Origin of the sequence: Ornithinibacillus proteolyticus, from assembly GCF_039581225.1 — a bacterium.
GTDB classification, from domain to species: Bacteria; Bacillota; Bacilli; order Bacillales; family Amphibacillaceae; genus Ornithinibacillus; species Ornithinibacillus massiliensis.
In genome coordinates, this window is sequence record NZ_JBCPXV010000026.1 from 32762 (window position 1) to 55035 (window position 22274).

The following is a 22274-nucleotide window of genomic DNA, read 5'->3' on the forward strand; positions in this document are numbered from 1 at the left end:
TTCATGTCTTTAAGGAGTCAATTACTTAAGGGCGTATTAGAGGGTTGTATTCTTTCCATCATACACAAGCAGCCTACATATGGCTATGAGTTATCTGTACGATTACAGGAATTCGGGTTGTCTGATGTAAGTGAAGGATCTATTTATCCCATCTTGTTACGCCTTCAAAAAGAAAAATTAATTGAAGGCACGATGCAAAAATCTGAAGTTGGCCCTAAGCGAAAATATTACCATCTGACAGAGCATGGCCTACATGCATTACAAGAGTTTAAAACCCAATGGGAAAACATTAAACATCCTGTTGACAAAATCATCGATATAGAGGAGGAGAAGCGTTGAATTCCAAAGATATTATTAAGATTAATAATGAAATGAGAGAAAAACTTACGGAAGAGAATCTAGCCATCTATGAAGATATGCTTGTCTATATTCGGTTAAACGGAAATAAATCCGAACAGCAAACCGAAGAGGTATTATTTGAACTGTTGGAGCATTTATTACATGCACAGGAAGAAGGAAAGACGGCAAAAGCAGTATTTGGTAATGACTTGAAAAAGTATTGTGATGAGTTAATTGCGGAAATCCCAAGTGAAAAGAGATCAGCATCAATTTTGTTTGGCGTTTATATCGCAATCGACTTTTTAGCATTTTTGAGTTTGATATACGGGATACTCAGCTTTGGAGCGTATCATTTCTTTAATTTCGGTTCCAATGAATTTACCTTTGCTCTTGGATCAGCTATTACCATAATCCTAATCTATCTACTGTTACTATATATTTTTATTGTGCTTGTGTTCAAATGGATTAAAAAATCATTATTTAAAGATGAAAAACCGAAAAAGTGGGTAGAGTTTTTCAAATTATGGGTTATTTGTACATTATGCATTGGGTTGTTAGTACTCATTCCATTCATCTTCCCGAGCTTCGGAATGGAGATTAGTATTCCTGTATTAAGCTTTGCTGTGGTAGGTGTTGTACTATATACAGTTAAATTTATATTAAACAAAAAATATAAAATAACGAAATAAACTTAAAGAAGATGAGACTAGAGGCTAGCTCTCATCTTCTTTTTCATTTTCAATAAACTTCAACTCTGGTACCCATTGTGACATATGGGCTTTGATTTCTTCATAATGATTTGGTGCATTAGGTAATTCTTCATTCGTTAATTGAAACATTGGGATCACCTCATAGCCCCTCCCCTGTTCATACTTCACATAGGTTGGGAGAAATTCAGGGGAATGTACCTCTATTTCGGTTTCTCCATCTGATAATGTTTTCGTTACATGAAACTTAAATACCCCACCAATTTGGCGATAAAATTCATCCTGTCCTGAAAGAAAATTTCCTAAAGAATAAATAACTAATGTACGATTTCCATCTTCTCCTATAACCCAATCCACTGGTTGCAGGACATGGGGATGGTGCCCTAGTACAACATCCGCTCCTTGATCCGCTACAAATTGTACTAAATCCTTTTGAGCTTGATTAGGCATCCGCTCATATTCATTACCAACGTGCAGACTCAATACGATAACATCCGCCTTCTTCTTGGCTGCTTCTATTTCTGATGCAATCAGTTCTTGATCAATCAAGTTTACTAAGTACCCTTTTCCCTCAGGAACCGGAATTCCATTCGTGCCATAGGTATAGGATAAAAAGGCAACAGATACCCCTTCTTCCGTTTCCATCACACGAAGCTCTTCTCGATCTTGCTCACTTTTATAAGAACCTGTGTACATCATATCAATTGTTTCCCAATGCTGAATCGCTCGTTGTATTGCTTCCTCTCCACGGTCCAATGTATGATTATTGGCAAGTGATACGACGTTAACACCAGCCCATTTCAATGCATCTCCTACTTCTTGCGGGCTATTAAATGCTGGATAAGTAGAGAGCCCTAATTCGGTTCCGCCAATCATCGTTTCTTGGTTAGCTATGGAAATAGTCGCATCGCTTATAAATGACTTCACCTTTTCTAGCATAGGTGTAAAATCATACCCAGTATCATTCCAGGCATCATCATAAACACTGCTATGAATTAACATATCTCCAATTGCTGTGATTGCTATTTCTTGCTTCACTTCCGCTTGCTCTTTCGGTTCCCTAGACGCTTTCACTTTCTCTACGTGGGAACTTGCTGTTCGTGCATTATCGACATCTTCCTCTGATGTTTTTATTCCACATGAGAATAACAGCATGCTTAATAACACAAATACTCCTAATAATCTCCCCTTCGCCATATACCTCTACCTCTCATACTTTTCACTCATTATAACACGGGAGAAGGGTCTTTCCTTTCAAATAATATTAATTTTCAACATTTTTCTACAGCCTGTACGACCGTATTGAGTTGGAATGGATATGGTAGATTACTAGATACTTACACGAATTAAACGCAACGTTCAGCCATCAGCTTCCTGCACCCGTCCAATAAAAAACAACTACTTTTAAATGAAAGCAGCTGTTTCATTCGATACTATTCTATTCTCTCAATAATGGTCGCATTAGCCATTCCCATTCCTTCACAAATAGCTAATAACCCGTATCGGCCTTTTATGCGCTCTAGCTCGTAAAGTAATGTTGTCATTAGCTTTGTTCCAGTTGCACCTAGTGGGTGTCCTAGGGCAATGGCACCTCCATTGACATTGAGCTTCATTGGATCTGCTCCCGTTTCTTTCAGCCATGCAAGCGGAACTGGTGCAAAGGCCTCATTTACTTCATATCGATCAATATCCTTTATTGCTAGACCTGCTTTCTCTAATACGATTTTAGTGGCAGGTATTGGTCCTGTTAGCATTAGTGTTGGATCAGAACCAACAACAGCTCGAGCCACTATTCTCGCCTTAGCTTTGATACTTAGTGCATCTGCTTTTTCCTTTGACATTAGCAATACCGCACTAGCTCCATCACTCATCTGACTAGAATTCCCTGCTGTAATCATGCCATTTTCTTGGAAAACTGGCTTCAAATTAGATAGTGCTTCTAACGATGTATCTGCTCTTGGTCCTTCATCCACTTTAAATTCCTTCCAATTTCCCTCCTGATCCTCAACTTCAACAGGCATAATTTCTGCATCAAATTTTCCCATTTCTATTGCTTTTAATGCCTTCTGGTGACTAGATAAAGCGTAATCATCTAATTGTTCCCGGGTAAATCCCCATCTTTCTGCAATTTTCTCAGATGAAACTCCTTGGTTCACAATTTCATAGCGTTCTAATAGCTTACCACTCGGCTTTGTCTTCCCTATATTCGAGAACATAGGAGCCCTAGTCATACTCTCTATTCCACCAGCAATGACCATGTCCATATCACCTGAGGCAATTGCTTGCGCTCCGAAATGAATAGCTTGTTGGCTGGATCCACATTGTCTGTCAATCGTAGCCCCCGGAACATGTATTGGGAAACCTGCAATAAGAGCCGCGGTGCGGGCAATATTTCCACCTTGCTCATTGACTTGGGTAACACAGCCTAAAATTATATCCTCTACTTCACGTTTATTCACGTTTGTACGTGTCATTAATTCTGTTAAAACAACAGCTGCTAAATCATCTGAGCGGTAATGAGATAAGGCACCGCCTTTTCGACCAACTGCCGTGCGAACCCCGTCTACAATAACGACTTCACGCATACATCTCACCTCTAATCCCTTTTACGTTCATTATAGATTATGTTTTCGGATAATTCTATATTTTAAAGCAAGAACAAAATTAAAAAAATGAAACTATAGAACACTATTTTCGTATAGAATAATAGTTGTTATGTATAAAGGGGGAATATGATTTGAAACGTACAGCAGAATATACACTTGGAATTATCGGAGCTGTATTTTATGTTTTTTCAATCGCAATGGGCGCATTAAGATTATGGATGGAGAATAATAAAGATTACTTAAAGGATTATATGATGGATAATCAAGATGAGTTTCAATTAACGCCATCGGACATCGATATACTGGAGGAATTCTTTAATCTGAACCTTGCCTCACCAGGGATATTACTAGTTATCATGCCTATTTTAGCAATCATTCTAGGTATTGTTGCAATGGTTCTCTTAAAAGGAAATAAGCATCCAGTTGCAGCTGGTGTCATCTTTATTACAACTGGTGTAGTTTATGTTATCCTTACTGCTGGCGGCGGCATTCTAAGTGGAATCTTATATTTAATCGCTGGTATTCTTTGCTTAGCTCGTAAGCCAAAAACCATTATAGAAGAATAGTAATTTACTATACTATTGCAAGACAGTGAAACAGGACTTTAGACTCACACAGCAATAGTATAGTAGTATATAATGAACATATACTTTATTATCTAATGGTTAAATCCCATTTGAGGTGTAAATAATGAAACGCTACTTAACGTCGATTTTTCTTCTTATCACTGCAATTATTATCTTCATTGGATTAAGAATCGATTTACCATGGACTGGTATCGTTACATGGGGACTTGCCCTCATTACGTTAATTTTTGCAGCATATTACACGAAATATATTCCAGATCGAAAAAAAAGTAACAAGAGGAAATAAACAAATGTTTATTTCCTCTTTCTTTGTCATACTATTACTATTCACCTAAGAAGACCATCGCCTCGTAGGGCCTTAGATTGATCGAGGTTACTTCTAGACTATTGTGGTCTGGATAGTTACCGATTAACTTTTCCTTTGGTGTAAAATCAATATTATCTGGTAATGTCCATTCTATTTCTTTGTCTGTAAAATTAGTAATGACAAGTAGCTTCTTGCCATTCCATGTTCTCAAGTAAGAGAAGTCTTGCTGACTCTCAGGGTGAAGTAATTGATAATCACCATAAACAATAATCTCATACTTTTTCCTTAACTGAATTAATTCTCGGTAATAATGGTAAATAGAATTAGGATCCTTCACGGCCGCTTCTGCGTTAATCTCTTTATAATTCGGATTTACTTTAATCCACGGCTCACCTGTTGTGAATCCAGCATTTTCATTACTATCCCACTGAAACGGTGTACGTGCATTGTCTCTTCCTTTTACATAAATCGACTCCATTACCTTTTCAGGATTTTCATTTCCATCGATTACTTTCTCTTTATACATGTTCAGGATTTCAATATCTTTATATTCATCAATGGACTCAAAACGAACATTGGTCATGCCGATTTCCTCTCCTTGATAAATATAAGGAGTGCCTTGAAGCATATGAAGGAACGTTGCTAGCATTTTAGCTGATTCTACTCGATAATGTTGATCATCACCGAATCTGGAGACAACCCTCGGTTGATCGTGATTATTCAAATAAAGGCTATTCCAGCCTACACCGTGTAGTCCTGTTTGCCATTTCGTAATACTTTGTTTTAAATCCCGCAAATCTAATGGCTTTAAATTCCACTTTCCACCTGGTCCAGAGTCTAAATCCATATGTTCGAATTGAAATACCATTTGTAGCTCATTTCGCTCTAAATTAGTATATAATGTTGCTTCTTCGACATTTACTCCAGGCATCTCACCAACAGTCATGATGTCATAGCCTGCTAACACTTCCCGATGCATTTCTTGGAGGAACTCATGAATTCTTGGTCCATTCATGAAATAACGGCTGCCCGATACATATTTTTCCCCATTCGGATTAGGCGCATCTGGTAATTCTGGTACTTTTGAGATGAAATTGATAACATCCATGCGGAAGCCATCAATTCCCTTATCTAACCACCATTTCATCATGTCATAAATTTCTTGCCGAAGCTTAGGATTTTCCCAATTTAAATCAGGCTGTTTTTTACTAAAGATATGTAAATAATACTCATCGGTGACCGAATCTAGTTCCCATGCAGATCCACTAAAAGTAGATTCCCAATTATTCGGCTCCTTACCGTCTTTTCCTGGTCGCCAAATATAATAATCACGATAAGGATTGTCTTTCGATTTTCTTGATTCTGTAAACCAATAATGTTCATCAGAAGAATGGTTGACAACTAAATCCATAATTAATTTCATATCACGGGAATGAATCGCATCTAGTAGCTTTTCCCAGTCTTCCATTGTCCCAAAATCATTCATGATTTGCTGATAGTCTGAGATATCATAACCATTATCATCATTGGGAGATTGATAGACTGGTGAAAGCCAAATGACATCAATTCCTAAATCCTTTAGATAATCTATCTTTTCTATAATCCCGTTAATATCGCCAATTCCGTCACCATTACTATCACGAAAGCTGCGAGGATATATTTGATACACTACAGATTCCTTCCACCATGCCTTTTTCACGATTAACCCTCCATTTAAATGAAATAAGGATGTCTCTTTAGGGTCAGGAGCACCTCTTTAGAGACATCCCCATTTACTTCACTCGTCTAGCAAAATCGATAAACCGGAACTTATCTGGTCTATGTCTTGACTCCGTATATTGAAACAGGCTAGCATCTTCCAAATAGACTAAACTTTTAATGACAACGATTAAGGAGTACCCTTTTACATCTAACAAGGTTCTATCCTCTTCCGTTAATTCTTCTACAACGATTTCCTTTTGAGCAAATCCAATGGAAAGTCCCAGTTCATTCTCGAGGTGCTCATAAATTGACTTCTTACAGATGTCCTCTGATAAAAGTGGAACAAATTGATCAGAGAAGTAATCTTTATCCAAAATGATCTTTTCCCCTGATATTTCGCGGACTCTTGTTGTTCCCCACACCCGATGGTTATCGATCTTTAATTTCCGATAAACTGGATGGCTTTTATCTAGATACGCTATGGACTTTACATAGGTATTACTATCCAGCTTCAAATTCGTTGCCAATTCTTTAAAGCTGACAATACCCGATACTGGAAAGGAAAATTTATTTACGTCCAATATCATAGAGCCCTTCCCTTGAATTTTTTGAATATAGCCGTTTTGCGCTAATAAATTTAGTGCCTTTCTTACTGTTTCTCTTGAAGTATGATAGTCACTAGCTAATTCATTTTCAGAAGGTAGCATTTCATTTGCTTGCCATTGTTTAGAATCAATTTTATTCGCGATATCCTCATATATCGTGACATATTTCCTTTGCATTTAAGCCCCTCTTCTTATTTTACATAATACACGATAGACTCATATGGTCTTAAAGTAAACCTAGATGCATTCGGTGAATCTGGATAATTGGATAGCAAAATGATCGTATTATCCTTCCAATCAATAGGAAGCTCCACCTTAGCTTCCTTACCATAGAAGTTGTTCACCACTATTAATTGTTCTCCGTTCCAATTACGTGTATAAGCAAATATTTGACGATCATCATCCAGCAATAGTTGATAGTCCCCAAAAGTTATAATATCATATTCTTTCCTTAATGCAATTAAATTCTGATAATGATTGAAAATAGAATTCGTCTCCTGAAGCTCTTTCTCCACATTGATTTCTCGGTAATTACTTGCTGGTTGAATCCAAGGTGTTCCTTTCGTGAATCCGGCATTGACTTCTGATGACCATTGCATAGGCGTTCTGGAATTATCTCGAGACTTTTGATTTAAAATCGCGATAATCTCATCATCAGATTTTCCTTTTTCTTTTAAAATCTTAAACGCATTAAGAGACTCTACATCCCGATAATCATGAATATCCTGGAAGTTTGGATTGGTCATACCAATTTCTTCACCTTGATAAATATACGGGGTTCCTTTCATCATATGGATCGTTGTGGCGAGCATTTTAGCCGATTCCACTCGATATTCTTGATCATTTCCAAATCTTGAAACGACACGAGGTTGGTCATGGTTACACCAGAATAACGCATTCCAGCCTCCCCCCTCATGCATGCCTACCTGCCAGTCGGATAGTATTTTCTTTAATGATAAGAAGTCAAAAGGAGCCTTTGTCCATTTTTCGCCATTCGGATAATCCACTTTCAAATGATGGAATTGAAACGTCATATCCAATTCCTGTCTTTCTGGCTTCGTATATAACACACAGTTTTCCAATGTAGTTGAAGACATTTCACCAACCGTCATCATGTTATATGGACTGAAAGCCTCTTTATTTAGTACATGTAAATACTCGTGAATTCTCGGACCATCCGTATAGAATTTTCTACCATCACCAGTGGAATCATTCGGAAAATCTTGATTCTTCGATATTAAATTAATTACATCAAGACGGAATCCATCAATCCCTTTATCCGCCCAGTAATGGATCATGTTAATGACTTCTTTTCTTAGCTTTTCATTTTCCCAATTTAAGTCTGCTTGGGTAACATCGAAAAGGTGTAAATAATATTGTTCTGTTTTCTCATCATATTCCCAAGCAGATCCGCCAAATTTAGAGAGCCAATTATTCGGCTCTTTCCCGTCAATTGAATCCTTCCAAATATAGAAATCGCGATAAGGATTGTCTTTAGATGAAGCTGCTTGCTTAAACCAAGTATGTTCTGTCGATGTGTGATTGATAACTAAATCCATAATCAATTTCATTCCACGCTTATGTGTTTCCGCTAACAGTTCCTCAAAATCCTCCATTGTGCCATACGCTGGCTCAATAGAGAAATAGTCACTAATATCATATCCGTTATCTTTTTGTGGAGACTTGTAAATAGGTGTCAACCATAGTACGTCGACACCTAATGTATTTAAATAGTCCAGTTTTTCGATAATTCCTCTAATATCCCCTATTCCATTGCCTGTTGTATCCCGAAAGCTTTTCGGATAAATTTGATAGACTACTGCTTTTTTCCACCATGGTTCTTGTTGCATTATATTTCACTCCTAAGCTGATCTTTATCTCGATAGTTTACCTTTGGCGATTAAGAAAGTAATAATGAATGGTACGATAATAACGATTGCCATTCCAATTCCAAATGAAAGCCAACCCTCCGGTAAGATAGATAATGGAGCAGGAATTCCACCTACACCAATTGAACTTGCCTGTACTCCACGGAAGGTGATAAATGCACCGGCAATGGCAGTACCAATAATTGCGGCAATGAATGGATAACGATAACGTATATTAACACCAAACATTGCAGGCTCTGTTATTCCAAGCCATGCAGACACACCAGAAGTTCCCGCTAGGCCTCTTAGCTTTTCATCTTTTGCAGCAAGCATAATACCGAATACAGCCGCACCTTGAGCGATGTTAGATAATGCTAAAATAGGCCATAAGAATGTCGTTCCTGTGCTACCAATTAATTGTAAATCCACTGCTAGGAACGTATGATGCATTCCCGTAATAACTAATGGAGCATATAGGCCACCATATAATAATCCCCCAATAATTGGGAATGTATCAAATACGTGAACTAGACCGTCCGTAAGCCAAGAAGCAATTGTAAACGTAATAGGTCCAATAATGATAAATGCTAAGAATCCGGTAATTAATAAGGCTATAGGTGCCACCACTAATAACTGTAATGATTCCACTACGCGTTTTCTTAAAAACAGCTCAATTTTTGCTAATACCCAAGAAGCAATTAATACGGGTAATACTTGACCTTGGTAACCAACCTTCTCTACTTCCAATCCAAATAAGTTCCATGTAGGAATCGATCCTTCTGTTAATGCTGAACCATATCCCCATGCATTCATTAAATCAGGATGAACTAGGATTAACCCAAGTACCATACCTAACAATTCACTTCCACCGAATCGCTTCGCTGCAGACCAACCAATTAAAGCTGGTAAGAAGGTAAAGGCAGTATTTGCAATAATATTAATCATCTCTGCAATACCAGCCCATGATGGATACATCTCCACGACAGATTGTTCCGAAAATAGTGGGTTAACTAATATATTGTTAATCCCCATAAGCAAACCGGCTGTTACGATGGCAGGTAGAATGGGAATAAAAATATCTGCTAATGTTTTAATTGCACGTTGTAGCGGGTTTTGCTTGCTACTTCCAAGTGCTTTTACATCATCCTTAGATGACGCTTTAATACCAGTATCTTTGACCATGGCAGCATACACGTTATCCACGGTACCTTGACCAATTACGACTTGAAACTGACCATTTGCGGAGAATGATCCCTTTACAATATCAAGGTTCTCCAGAGCCGCAATATCCACTTTTGCTTCATCATGTAAAGCAAAGCGAAGTCTTGTTACACAATGTGTTGCACCGGCAATATTATCCACGCCACCAACTGCACCTACAATATCTCTAGCTTCTTGACTATATTTCATCGATGAATTCGCTTTCTTTTTAGACGCTATAGGTGAATCTATTACCTTTGTTCCTAATAGGACAGAATCTAATGCCACAACATCTTTCTCTTCCGTCTTCGTTACAGGGGCGAACTGTTCTCCATTGGTAATGATGATTGGTGTTATCGTACTTTTTGCTTTTTTACGGATCAAATCCACATCAAAAGTAACCAATATGTCCCCTGCTTTAAGTTTGTCACCAGCTTTAACATGCGTCTCGAAGCCTTCTCCATTAAGCTCAACGGTTTCTAAGCCAATATGGATTAACACTTCTACTCCAAGGCTTGATACCATCCCAATTGCATGTTTTGTCGGAAAGATTTGGATTACTTCCCCATCGAAAGGTGCAACTACTTTTCCTTCAGCAGGTTCAATGGCAATTCCATCACCCATCATCTTTTCTGCAAAAGTAGGATCTGGAACTTTTTCTAATGGAACAATTTTCCCACTTATTGGTGCATATATCAATTGCTCTTCTCTATTTGCCATAGGAATGAATCCCCTTTCATTTTTAACTTGTATATACATGTTGACCTTAATATCCACAGTATACTTGTATATACAAGTTTTGTAAATGTTTTCATTTTATTTTTTTATCTTTTCCTTAAAGATTATTGGTATTACCATTAATGATGAGGAACGCTATTCCGATTGCTTCTAATTAAAAAAGAGCTCCTTATTCAGAAGGAAGCTCTTTCAACATATCTCGTGGTATAAATAAAAGTTTGTCATCATCTTCGGCAGGGGTACCACGTCCATCTGTATTATTCGTAATAGCATAGAACCCTTTATCCGTAGCTAAAACATCTCGTACTCTGCCTACATCTGAAAAAACAAGCTTAACCTGCTTTGTATTTGGGTCAAATTGCCGTATTCCTTCCCCACGTAATGACGCAAAATAAAATAATTCATCCAGGTAGCTCATACCCGAAGGAGCCCATGTATCTTCTCCTGAATGTACAATTGGGGTCTCCATCCCTTCGCTTGTTTCATCTCCCTCAATCACTGGCCAACCATAATTATGTCCTTTTTCAATTTGATTAATCTCATCGAGGGCAGTTTGACCATGTTCCGTTGCAAACAAGTTGCCATCCGAATCCCAAGCTAACCCTTGAGGATTTCGATGACCATAAGAATAGATATAGCTATTCGGAAATGGATTATCCGATGGTACAGAGCCATCCAAATTCATGCGCAGAATTTTTCCTGCTAAGCTTGCTACATCCAGTGCTAACTCTGGAATAGACGCATCTCCCGTTGTAATATATAGTTTATCATCGGGACCTATCTGGATACGACCGCCTTGATGATACTGTCCTCCAGGAATTTGATCGAGCAATACTTTCCTTTCTTCCCACTGATCCTTTGTTCGCTTTATTTCTACGACGCGTTGATAATACACTTCGTCATCAGCGTACGAATAATAGGCATAAGCTCTATCCCCATTTTCACTAGGAATAGCTATGCCTAACAGACCTGCTTCCGGCTGGTTCGATAGCGTTTTTTCTAATGCTACAGGTATTCGCCTCATGTCTCCATCTGCGATTTCCACAATAAAACCATTACGCTCACTGATGAAAAACTGATTGTTTTGCATTTCGATTTCCCACGGCTCTTGTAAGTTGGTCATAACTACTTCATACGTCAGATTATTTTCCGTTGGTTTGGTCTGTTGGACATCTGGATTAGAACAGCCTATTAGGATACATAACATAATCAGTGATAGAAGTATACGAATGGTCAACCACTCCTCCAATAGTATTTTATTCCATTGTAAAGGAGTTATCTTGATTTTATAAGTATAATCCACCTACCTAATGAAAAAAGAGGATATCAATGGTAGTTCCCCACTGATATCCTCTAATTAAACATTAAACTTGCTTCTCACGCTTTGCCGCTTTTTCACGTTCATTTTTATTTAATATTTTCTTACGTAAACGGATGGATTCTGGTGTTACTTCACAGTACTCATCATCGTTCAAGTATTCAATCGCTTCTTCCAGTGACATCGTTCTCGTTTTACGAATGGTTGATGTCTGGTCTTTCGTAGCGGAACGAACGTTAGTTAGATGCTTCTCTTTCGTAATATTAACAGTTAGATCATTTTCGCGGTTATGCTCCCCAACAATCATACCAGCATAAACCTCTGTACCAGGTTCAACAAAAATGATTCCGCGGTCTTCAAGGTTCATAATTCCATAAGTAGATGCTTTACCATTCTCTAAAGCAACAAGTACTCCCTGGCGTCTTCCTCCAACTTGACCTTTAATAACCGGCTCATAAGCCTCAAATGTATGGTTTAGAATACCATATCCACGAGTTTGAGACATAAATTCTGTAGAATATCCAATTAATCCACGTGAAGGAACCTTGAATTCTAGGCGAACCTGACCATTACCATGGTTGACCATATCGAGCATTTCACCTTTACGTGCACCTAAGGATTCCATTATTGCACCTGTATGCTCTTCTGGAACATCCACTTGTACTCGTTCAACTGGCTCACAAAGCACACCATCAATTTCTTTAAGAATAACCTTTGGTTTTGATAATTGTAGCTCATAACCTTCACGGCGCAAATTCTCAATTAAAATGGACAGGTGCAATTCACCACGACCAGAAACAATCCATGCATCTGGAGATTCTGTAGGGTCTACACGTAAGCTTACATCAGTCTCAAGCTGTTTCATTAGACGTTCTTCAATTTTACGAGAAGTAATGTACTTCCCTTCACGACCAGCAAATGGACTATTATTTGTAACAAACGTCATCTGTAAAGTCGGCTCGTCAATGTGTAATACAGGTAGTGGATCTGGATGATCCTGTGGACAAATCGTTTCACCGACATTTAAGTCCTCAAGTCCTGAGATTGCGACAATATCCCCAGCAATTGCTTCTTCAATTTCCATCCTTTTCAGACCAAAGAAACCAAACAACTTGCTTATACGGAAGTTCTTCTGTGTGCCGTCCTTCTTAATAACAACAACCTGTTGTCCTACCTTAATCGTTCCACGTACAACACGTCCAACCCCAATACGTCCAACATAGTCATTGTAATCAAGCAATGTCACTTGGAACTGTAATGGCTCATCACGGTTATCCTGTGGTGCAGGAATATGTTCAATAATCGTTTGGAATATTGGATCCATTGTTTCTTGTTGACCATCTGGCTCGTAGCCTGAAGTACCATTAAGTGCAGATGCATATACAACCGGGAACTCTAATTGCTCATCATCCGCTCCTAATTCAATAAATAAATCTAATACTTCATCAACTACTTCTTCTGGTCTTGCATTAGGTCGGTCAATTTTGTTTAACACGACAATTGGTGTTAATTTTTGCTCAAGTGCCTTTTTTAACACGAATCGTGTTTGCGGCATAGTTCCTTCGTAAGCATCTACTACTAGAGCTACACCATCAACCATTTTCAGGATACGCTCTACCTCTCCACCGAAGTCTGCGTGTCCTGGTGTATCTAAGATGTTAATTCTTTTATCGTTATAGCTAATTGCTGTATTTTTCGCCAAAATCGTAATTCCACGTTCACGCTCAATATCATTGGAATCCATTGCACGTTCGTCTACTTGCTCGTTTTCACGAAAAGTACCAGAGTACTTCAGTAATTGGTCTACTAATGTTGTTTTACCATGGTCAACGTGCGCAATAATTGCGATATTACGAATATCTTCTCTTAATTGCATAAAAAGTACGCTCCTCTTGTATCCGACTGAATCAAACTAGATTATTATATCATATATCGTGAATACTGTCTTTTTATTTTTATCGAGTGCTTGGGTTCATGTGCTCCGGGGGTGGGTGCATCTTTCTCGGGTTTGGGCTGATGTGCTCCCGGGGTGGGATCATCTTTCTCGCGCTCGGGCTCATGTGCTCCCGGGGGTGGGTGCACTTTCTCGGGTTTGGGCTGATGTGCTCCCGGGGTGGGATCATCTTTCTCGCGCTCGGGCTCATGTGCTCTGGGTTTGGGCTCATCTTTCTCACGCTCGGGCTCATTTATCCCGGGGGTGAGCTCATCTCCCTCGCGCTCGGGCTCATGTGCTACCGGGGTGGGACCATCTTTCTCGCACTCGGGCTCATTTACCCCAAGTTCGGGCCCATCTCTCTCGCGTTCGGGCTCATTTACCCCAACGTTGGGCTCATCTCTCTCGCGCTTGGGCTCATCTCTCTCACACTCGGGCTCATTTACCCCAAGTTCGGGCTCATCTCCCTCACACTCGAGCTCATTTACCCCAACGTTAAGCCCATCTTAAATTCATCCATCATGACGACAGTTAACAATGTCAATCCCTTGTAAAACTTAATGTAAATTTAGCCCCGCCTAGATTGGACCTACTAGCTTCAATTTTTCCATTGGATTGTTCAATTATAGCCCTTGCAATGGCAAGACCTAATCCCGTCTCTCCATTCTTACCTTTAACAAAACGGTGGAAAATATGTGGCATTAATTCGTCAGAAATCCCCTCCCCATCATCTTCAATTATGATTTGCACTTGTCCATTACTCTCTTGTGCTGTAATAAGCAGCTGACGTTGTCCATGGCGAACACCATTAAAGGTCAGATTTAACAAAGCACGTAAAATTCTTTCTTCATCTCCTATTAGATAAAGCTGCTCCTCTACCTGCTGCTGAAGTGTGACACCCTTTTCGGTTGCAATAGGTAAGGCCCGTTCCATGACTTTATTGATTAAATCTGTTAATGCTATTTTTTCTTGATGATAGGAAATCTCTTCACTCTCCAGCTTCGCAAGTAATATCATTTCATTAATAATCTTCTTCAGTCGATTTACCTCCGAAACGATAACCTCAAGACCTTTTTCCTCTTCCTCTGCTTCAAAAATCTTTTCCTTTATCCCTTCCGCATAGCCTTGAATAGTCATTAGTGGGGTTTTTAATTCATGACTAGCATTTTGGAAAAACGTTCGTTGTGTACTGATATAGCGCTGTAACTCATTTGCCATATCATAAACACTCTGTGCAACCTCTTTTACTTCCCCTGATGCCTGAATCGGTTCTACCTCATCAAAATTCCTATTCTCAATTTTCTTCAATTGATATTTAAGCCTAGTTAGCGGTGTTACTAATTTTCTAGTTAAAAAGTAACTGAGACCAATTGCAACAAGCGCTCCAATAAGGAAAACAATTAACATCCGTACAATAAAATCCTGTTGCACAATTTGTAGATCCTGTAATGGCGTAAGTAAAATCAATTCTAACCCAAGACTTTGTGGCACAATTAGAATACGAGAGGTCACATATTTCTCATTACCGTATTCCCATAGCTCTTCATTAGGATTGCTGAAATCATTATTCATAAATAATCCTGTAACAACAGAAGTCGGTAGGGTAGAGAAATGTACCGTATTTTGCCCGCGATCATACAAGAATAATTGTAAATCCTGTTCTTGTAAAAATTCATTGAAGCCTCTTAAATTCTCCCTTGATATGAATGCTTCATCTAATACACTTACAATAATCTCACCTTTTTGCTCTAGCTGTCTTTGTTCATCTTGAATTAATAAATTTAGTATTAATGAATACACAACGTAAAACGTAACAGCCATAATGATAAGTAGTAACGCTGTAAATGCCGCATTTAATTGATATTGAAGCTTCATCGCTATTCCTCTTTATCCCTGAGTCGGTATCCAAAACCCCATACCGTCTCTAGTGGTAGCTCTTGTAGTTTTTTTCGAATCCGTTTGACTAAATCATCCACTGCTCGATCACTACCAAAATAATCATCCCCCCAAACCCGTGTTAAAAGCTCCTCTCGAGAAAAGGCTCGATTGACATTTTGGGCAAATAAAAGCAGCATATCAAATTCTTTTGTTGTGACATCTTTTTCTTCTTCATCCCAAAAGACTCGTCTGTTATTCTTATCAATAACTAAACGATCGACAATAACCTGATTACCTTCATGTTGCTCCTGTTTTTCCTCTGGACGATATCGCCTAAAAATTCGTTTAATACGTGCCATAAGCTCTCTCGGACTAAATGGCTTGGTTAAGTAATCGTCGCCACCTAATTCTAGACCGAGAATTTTATCAATTTCTTCATCCTTCGCAGACACAATAATGATTGGGACTTCACTATCATTTCGGATTTTCCGGCAAAACTCGTAGCCATCCATACCTGGTAGCATAATATCAACAATCCACATATCAGGAGGGTTTGCTTCCCATAGTTCCATCCCTTTTTCTGCCGTATCCATTACCGTCACTTCATATCCCTCTTTTTTAAGGAAGGCGGAGACGATTGCCTGAATATTCGGGTCGTCTTCAATCACTGCAATATGATAATTCATACTCATCACCACACTATTTTCTTATAGAGTTCACATCTAAAATTTTAAACCCTTTTACCATTAAATAAAAGAAACACAATATAAATTTTGCATATTTCCACATTTATTCCACAATTATACCTAAGCTGTGCCGAGCCTTAAGGGTATGCTATAGCTATAGATTAAGAAAGGGTGAATGTTTTATGGAGAACAATGAACAACATAATCCACAAAATGAGCAAGAACATTCATTAAATCATGATAATACATCTTACCAAGCAGAACAGCTTGATGATCCAGGGTTAACCAAGCCACATACCACACCAAAGGAAAAAAAGGAGAAAAAAGAAAACTCGAAAGGTCCCTCTAACATGAAGGCATTCTTTTTTGGTTTAGTGGGAGGTTTAATCCCAGTTGCCATTTTATTAGCACTTCTCTTCACGAATGTCATAGCATTTGAAAATACAAGTAAGGCTGATGGTGCACAAGGCAGCAATCATCATTCTGGGCAAAACGTCATCACTACTATGGCCTCAGAGGATGCTGACAGTTCTACAAACATTGCAGAAGTTTCGGAAGCAGTGGTAGGGGTAAGTAATTTACAACGTCAAAGCATTTGGACAAACAGTGAAGAAGCAGGAACCGGCTCTGGTATCATTTATAAAAAGGAAAATGGAAAAGCATATGTCGTTACGAATCATCACGTCGTAAATGGTGCCGAGCAGGTCGAGGTCGTATTAGCTAACGATGAGCGTATCCCAGCAAAAGTCCTCGGAACAGATGAATTAACTGATTTGGCAGTACTTGAGATTGACGGGGAAAAAGTAAACCGCGTTGCTACATTAGGAACAACGGAAGATAAACAAGTTGGAGAAACCGTATTTGCTATCGGTAATCCATTAGGTATGGAATTTGCCAATTCATTAACAAAAGGGATTATTAGTGGATTAAATCGATCTGTGTCAGTCGACACAACTGGTGATCAGGTAGCCGATTGGGTCACAGAGGTTATTCAAACAGATGCAGCAATCAATCCTGGTAATAGTGGTGGGGCATTAGTTGATTCTATTGGAGAAGTAATTGGTATTAACTCTATGAAAATCGCCAGCACCCAAGTTGAGGGAATTGGTTTTGCAATTCCTATTGACACTGCCCTACCTATCATGGAACAGCTAGAAACCAATGGAAAAGTGCAACGTCCATTTATTGGTATTAGTATGGCTACATTAAACCAAGTTCCGATGCAATATCGCCATAACGTCATTCTTCCAGATGGCGTTGATCATGGTATGGTCGTAGCCAGTGTAGAACCAGGCTCACCTGCCGAAAAAGCCGGATTACAGCAATTTGATGTCATTACGAAGATTGATGATCACGAAACACCAACAGCGCTGGAACTTAGAAAATATATGTATTCAGAGACCAAAGTCGGTGATACGGTTAAACTGGAAATATATCGAAATGGCGAAAAACAAGTCATTGACCTTGAGCTAATGGATAAAAATGAATAAACCAGTGTAAAAGAAGGGTACCTCTCCCTTCTTTTTATTTATTTTTGTCCTTTCCTGCCGAATTTGTTTATAGTATCATTTAATTATTATTCAATAAATGGAGTGTGGAGTTATGAAATGTGAACATTGTGGCCATGAATCAGGGACAGGAGCGTTATGTGTGCAGTGTGGATCACCACTAGAAAAAAACGAAGACTATAATGACCGATTAACAGAAGAATCCCCTGAGGAAAAGGTCGATTCAACAAACAAAGAAGAAGAGACTATCCCTTCCCAAGCTACCGGTACCGATCATGCTCAGGAAAAAGAGACAAACGAAACAACAGAAGCCAAAAACGATTTTGCCGATCAATTAGCTTCCATCTTTACTAACTTCGGTTACTTCTTTATGACGTTAGTGAAAAAGCCTAGTATGGCCAGGAAAGCGAATCATAAGGATAAGTACTCAGCACTGATTACATTAGTAGCAATTGCTTTGTTTATTTCCTTAAGTACTTTCATCCCTATGGCTATGTACTCACGGAACAGCTTTTTCATGCCAGCACCATCGATGTTTTACGGATTTTTAGTGCCATTATTCTTATACATATTATTATTTGCAGGCTTTATCGCTATTACGTTTGCAGCAGCAAAACTTGTTAAAATAAATTTATCATTTCTAGATGTACTTGGTAAGTACGGGGCTTATATATTACCATTTGGCTTATTTTATATAGCTGGTAGTTTATTGCTGATTGTTCAAATGCCCGTCATTCCCGTCCTATTATTGGCTATTGGCGTAGTAGGGTCAATTTTTGTCGTTCCTGCACTTATATTGTGGGAAAAAGAGGGGGATGGTTTCGATAAGATCTATACGTTATTGGGACTATATGTATCAGAGCTGTTATTAATCGTACTATTTTCAAACTCACTATTTGGAAGTATCATGAGAGAACTGTTTTACTATTTATCGTAGATGAGAACAACAAGAAAAAGCACACAGCAACCTATGGATTGTTGTGTGCTTTCATTTATTCTTGTTCTAGCTGGTTTTCATATTTATTATGATTTGGGGTTACACCAATGAAATTACCATGTTGGTCTGCGGCTACAAAGTTCTCAATATCCTCTACATGGCCTACGTTTTCGTCATGATTCGGATACATCTCATCGTAATCCTCTTGATCACCATAGAAGTCTGCGGCGGTTTCTGAAGTTCCATAACGACTTACTTCCTGCCATGTATCCTCGGCGTCATAGCCGACCTGTTCCTCATCAGACACCTCATTTGGATTAATATTTGGACTAAACACTTCCTCTTCAACCGTTCGTTCACGATTAAATGTATCGTTTGTCGCATGATGTACACAACGATCTGTAGTAGGAATAGCTTGCAACCGCTCCAAAGGAATATCCGCACCGCACTCTCGACAAATACCATATGTTCCTTGTTCAATGGCATGTAGCGCTTCATTTATTTCCTCTAGTTCCTTTTCAACATGCTCATTGAGGGCTAAATCCTTTTGCCTTTCGAACAACTCTGTTCCATGGTCTGCAGGGTGATTATCGTAATTTGATAGCTCTCCCATTGATTCTTTAATAAATTCCCGAGACAACCCATAATGATCTTGAACATGGTCAATCAATTCATTTTGCCGAGCTAATAATGCATGCTTAAACTGACTCAATTGCTCACCTGAAATCATTTATTAGCCTCCTCTATAAAAACGGATTGACTTGAAAAAGGTTGCTAATAATACTATGTGTAAAAGGAACATAATGATTCTTTAATTTCGTTTTAGAACCATGTCAATATGTGGAATGCCATCCTCTAAATATTCTTTGGAAACTTGTTCAAACCCGAATGACCCATAGAATTTCTTTAAATACACTTGAGCCTGTATTTTGATTTCATTCTCATGCCATTGCTCATGGATATATCGAATTCCCTTTTCCATTATTTGACGAGCATAGCCATGTGACCTGAATTTTTTCACAACCAATACCCGACCGATTGCTGCATAGTTTTCATACTTTAATCCTTTAGGAATTAATCGTATGTAAGCTGCCAATTCTCTATCAACGGTTAAGTAGAAATGTAATGATTCTTGATCCTGGTTATCTAATTCAGGATATGGACAATCTTGCTCCACTACAAAAATATCTGTTCTAGCCTTTAATATTTCATATAATTCATCATTGGTTAACTTCTGAAATTTCTTGATATGCCAATCCACGCTTGTCCAACTCCTCAGAATGTTTTCACTTTTATAATCCTAATTTTCATTATATAGTAAAGCTTAGAGAGGAGTGTCATGTTATGCTTACAAATGATACAAAGATTGGATTTATTGGTACAGGTGTTATGGGGAAAAGTATGGTATTAAACCTTCTTTCAGCAGGCTATCCAGTAGCTGTTTATACAAGAACAAAGGAAAAAGCACAATCGTTATTGGAGCAAGGAGCAGCATGGAAAGACTCTGTTGCCCAATTAGCAGCAGAATCAGAAGTTATTATTTCCATTGTCGGTTACCCACAAGATGTGGAGCAAGTGTATTTTGGCGAAAATGGTATTATTGAAAATGCAAATGCCGGAAGTTATATCATTGATATGACGACCTCCAAGCCATCTTTAGCGAAGGAAATATATAGCAAGGCAGCTGAAAAAGGAATACATGCATTAGACGCACCAGTTTCAGGCGGAGATATTGGTGCTAAAAATGGTACATTAGCGATTATGGTTGGGGGAGACCAAGCCGCATATGATGCAGTCTACCCAATCCTTGAAGCGATGGGCAGTAATATCGTTCTTCAAGGTGAGGCTGGGGCAGGTCAGCATACGAAGTTAAGTAATCAAATCGCAATTGCGACAAATATGATTGGGGTTTGTGAGGCAATTGTCTATGCCAAAAAAGCCAAGCTTGACCCTGTACGCGTACTAGATACCATCACTACCGGAGCGGCCGGAAGCTTTTCCTTATCGAAGCTCGGTCCACGTATGATTGAAGGAGACTTTGCACCAGGCTTTTATGTAAAACACTTTATTAAAGATATGAAAATTGCCTTAGAATCTGCAGAGGAGATGGGTCTATCGACACCAGGCCTTGCGCTATCTCTCCAGTTATATGAGGAATTAGCAGAAAAGGGCGAAGAAGACAGCGGTACACAAGCATTAATTAAGTTATTCGATTCGTCTATTTAAACCTATCTATTTCACTTTGGACAACAAAAGCTAAGTCATCGTTCCCAAAAAGCTGCAGAACATTTAATACGGTCTCATTCGAAATATCTTCTGCTTCATTTTTGGGAACGGTTAATTCCATCGCTTCTTCTAAAGCATGATTTTTCATTTGACCTGGATATGCCATTTGGTATAGCTCAACAGGATCTAATTCATGGTTTATGCACCACTGTGCAAAAATTAAAATCATCATCTTTTCATCGTTTTGATATTTTTCTATAATTTGTTCTTCTAGTTGTTTCCTATCCAACTTATTCACCTACTTTTTTCGTAACAAAAAGACCCACATAAAGCTTATTGCTTGTTTGAGCGGAGTAGATAATCCTTCATAATGACGTTCCGTTACGCCTTCTTTGTATACGGCTAGTTCATCCTCCAATTCAAAGCCCATTTCTATTGCGAGCTTTTGAAATTCCCAAGGCATCATCGAATTACTAATCGTCTTTTCACCATACACTTTCCGAAAACTAGTCGCCCTTGGTCCTGCAGTTGGACCTAGGATTCCAACACAAAGAAGTCCTCCCTTACTTAACACCCTTTTTAATTCCTGTAGCGCAATAGCTGGTACTTCAACCCATTCTAATACATTAATACTTAAAATAGCATCTACCGATTCCCTTTCCACTGGTAGGTTCGATGCATCCGCGACGTGAAAAGGAATGGTAGTGCCACGCTTTTTAGCATAAGCAATCATCTCTTCGGAAATATCAACGCCAACAACATCATAGCCTAATGCATGCAGCTTATAGGTTCCATAGCCGTCCCCACAACCAACGTCTAATACCTTAGCTTGGCTATGAAGGTGACTAGTTAAGAATGGAATGATATCTTTTCTACTACCGCTATCCCACATGCTTTTGCTCCGACTATTCCAAAAGTCTGCCCGATCATTCCATTCTTGCTTTGACTTTACGGTCCAATTAAATGATTTCATCCCCTCACCTCACCTTAATAAATTATACTGATCGAGTAGGAGGAGGCGATTAACCTCCGACCTCTCACACCACCGTACGTACGGTTCCGTATACGGCGGTTCCATCTAAGTCCAACGTAACGTTTGATATCTACTAAATAGACTCTTTAGCCCTTGG

The 22274-nt window shown here is 38.8% G+C and carries 21 protein-coding genes; 7 read left to right on the plus strand and 14 right to left on the minus strand.

The annotated features are described in order from the left end of the window. Positions 1-3 precede the first annotated feature (3 nt). Together AAIB49_RS12935 and AAIB49_RS12940 are read left to right on the plus strand one after the other, a co-directional pair. Positions 4-339, plus strand: a complete 336-nt coding sequence (locus AAIB49_RS12935) for a PadR family transcriptional regulator (protein ID WP_343458263.1) — start codon at positions 4-6, stop codon at positions 337-339. Continuing rightward, positions 336-1028 carry a DUF1129 family protein gene (locus AAIB49_RS12940; RefSeq protein ID WP_343458264.1) on the plus strand — a complete coding sequence of 231 codons (693 nt, stop codon included), beginning with the start codon at positions 336-338 and terminating at the stop codon, positions 1026-1028. The genes AAIB49_RS12935 and AAIB49_RS12940 overlap by 4 nt, the downstream gene beginning before the upstream one ends. 24 nt (positions 1029-1052) lie before the next feature. Here the strand turns inward: AAIB49_RS12940 and AAIB49_RS12945 are convergent, their stop codons facing one another. Further along, positions 1053-2243 carry a CapA family protein gene (locus AAIB49_RS12945; protein WP_343458265.1) on the minus strand — a complete coding sequence of 397 codons (1191 nt, stop codon included), beginning with the start codon at positions 2241-2243 and terminating at the stop codon, positions 1053-1055. A gap of 236 nt (positions 2244-2479) precedes the next feature. Continuing rightward, on the minus strand, positions 2480-3631 hold the full coding sequence (locus AAIB49_RS12950) for a thiolase family protein (RefSeq protein ID WP_343458266.1): 1152 nt from the start codon (positions 3629-3631) through the stop codon (positions 2480-2482). A 152-nt stretch (positions 3632-3783) separates the two neighbouring features. Here AAIB49_RS12950 and AAIB49_RS12955 point away from each other — a divergent pair, with 152 nt between their 5' ends. After that, the gene (locus AAIB49_RS12955; protein WP_339217146.1) at positions 3784-4218 is read left to right on the plus strand and encodes a DUF4064 domain-containing protein; all 435 of its coding nucleotides are present in this window, start codon (positions 3784-3786) and stop codon (positions 4216-4218) included. Positions 4219-4342: 124 nt separating this feature from the next. Next, positions 4343-4525, plus strand: coding sequence for a hypothetical protein (locus AAIB49_RS12960; protein WP_339217147.1), 183 nt, complete (start codon positions 4343-4345; stop codon positions 4523-4525). Between the two features lie 37 nt (positions 4526-4562). Here AAIB49_RS12960 and AAIB49_RS12965 read toward each other — a convergent pair whose 3' ends face one another. The 8 genes from AAIB49_RS12965 to AAIB49_RS13000 all read right to left on the minus strand — a co-directional run bounded on the left by AAIB49_RS12965 (position 4563) and on the right by AAIB49_RS13000 (position 16473). Further along, positions 4563-6245 carry a glycoside hydrolase family 13 protein gene (locus tag AAIB49_RS12965; protein WP_343458267.1) on the minus strand — a complete coding sequence of 561 codons (1683 nt, stop codon included), beginning with the start codon at positions 6243-6245 and terminating at the stop codon, positions 4563-4565. Positions 6246-6318: 73 nt separating this feature from the next. Next, positions 6319-7029 (minus strand): trehalose operon repressor, encoded by a 711-nt coding sequence (gene treR / locus AAIB49_RS12970; protein WP_339217149.1) that lies wholly within the window; start codon positions 7027-7029, stop codon positions 6319-6321. Between the two features lie 14 nt (positions 7030-7043). After that, on the minus strand, positions 7044-8702 hold the full coding sequence (treC, locus tag AAIB49_RS12975) for an alpha,alpha-phosphotrehalase (RefSeq protein WP_343458268.1): 1659 nt from the start codon (positions 8700-8702) through the stop codon (positions 7044-7046). Positions 8703-8726: 24 nt separating this feature from the next. Continuing rightward, positions 8727-10640, minus strand: a complete 1914-nt coding sequence (treP, locus tag AAIB49_RS12980) for a PTS system trehalose-specific EIIBC component (RefSeq protein ID WP_343458269.1) — start codon at positions 10638-10640, stop codon at positions 8727-8729. A 187-nt stretch (positions 10641-10827) separates the two neighbouring features. Beyond that, positions 10828-11895, minus strand: coding sequence for a PQQ-dependent sugar dehydrogenase (locus AAIB49_RS12985; RefSeq protein WP_343458270.1), 1068 nt, complete (start codon positions 11893-11895; stop codon positions 10828-10830). A gap of 127 nt (positions 11896-12022) precedes the next feature. Next, a complete protein-coding gene (gene typA, locus AAIB49_RS12990; RefSeq protein WP_339217153.1) occupies positions 12023-13852 on the minus strand; it encodes a translational GTPase TypA in 1830 nt (609 codons plus the stop codon). Positions 13853-14449: 597 nt separating this feature from the next. Then, entirely contained in the window at positions 14450-15784 is a 1335-nt protein-coding gene (locus AAIB49_RS12995) for a sensor histidine kinase (RefSeq protein WP_339217155.1), read from the minus strand. Positions 15785-15786: 2 nt separating this feature from the next. Continuing rightward, positions 15787-16473: a response regulator transcription factor gene (locus AAIB49_RS13000; RefSeq protein WP_339217156.1), complete on the minus strand. Its 687-nt coding sequence runs from the start codon at positions 16471-16473 to the stop codon at positions 15787-15789. 182 nt (positions 16474-16655) lie between these two features. On the opposite strand from AAIB49_RS13000, the gene AAIB49_RS13005 reads away from it, so the two are divergent. After that, on the plus strand, positions 16656-17963 hold the full coding sequence (locus tag AAIB49_RS13005) for a S1C family serine protease (protein WP_343458271.1): 1308 nt from the start codon (positions 16656-16658) through the stop codon (positions 17961-17963). Positions 17964-18075: 112 nt separating this feature from the next. Further along, complete coding sequence (locus AAIB49_RS13010; RefSeq protein WP_339217158.1) at positions 18076-18918, plus strand: hypothetical protein; 843 nt, start codon at positions 18076-18078, stop codon at positions 18916-18918. A 55-nt stretch (positions 18919-18973) separates the two neighbouring features. On the opposite strand, the gene AAIB49_RS13015 is transcribed toward AAIB49_RS13010, so the two are convergent. Together AAIB49_RS13015 and AAIB49_RS13020 are read right to left on the minus strand one after the other, a co-directional pair. Beyond that, positions 18974-19648, minus strand: a complete 675-nt coding sequence (locus tag AAIB49_RS13015) for a TraR/DksA C4-type zinc finger protein (protein ID WP_339217159.1) — start codon at positions 19646-19648, stop codon at positions 18974-18976. A gap of 81 nt (positions 19649-19729) precedes the next feature. After that, entirely contained in the window at positions 19730-20179 is a 450-nt protein-coding gene (locus tag AAIB49_RS13020; protein ID WP_343458272.1) for a GNAT family N-acetyltransferase, read from the minus strand. 83 nt (positions 20180-20262) lie between these two features. On the opposite strand from AAIB49_RS13020, the gene AAIB49_RS13025 reads away from it, so the two are divergent. Then, positions 20263-21144, plus strand: a complete 882-nt coding sequence (locus AAIB49_RS13025) for an NAD(P)-dependent oxidoreductase (RefSeq protein WP_339217161.1) — start codon at positions 20263-20265, stop codon at positions 21142-21144. Here the strand turns inward: AAIB49_RS13025 and AAIB49_RS13030 are convergent. After that, positions 21137-21433 carry a hypothetical protein gene (locus AAIB49_RS13030; RefSeq protein ID WP_339217162.1) on the minus strand — a complete coding sequence of 99 codons (297 nt, stop codon included), beginning with the start codon at positions 21431-21433 and terminating at the stop codon, positions 21137-21139. The two genes, AAIB49_RS13025 and AAIB49_RS13030, sit on opposite strands and share 8 nt — an antisense overlap. A 9-nt stretch (positions 21434-21442) precedes the next feature. Further along, positions 21443-22117: a class I SAM-dependent methyltransferase gene (locus AAIB49_RS13035; RefSeq protein ID WP_339217163.1), complete on the minus strand. Its 675-nt coding sequence runs from the start codon at positions 22115-22117 to the stop codon at positions 21443-21445. Positions 22118-22274 lie beyond the last annotated feature (157 nt).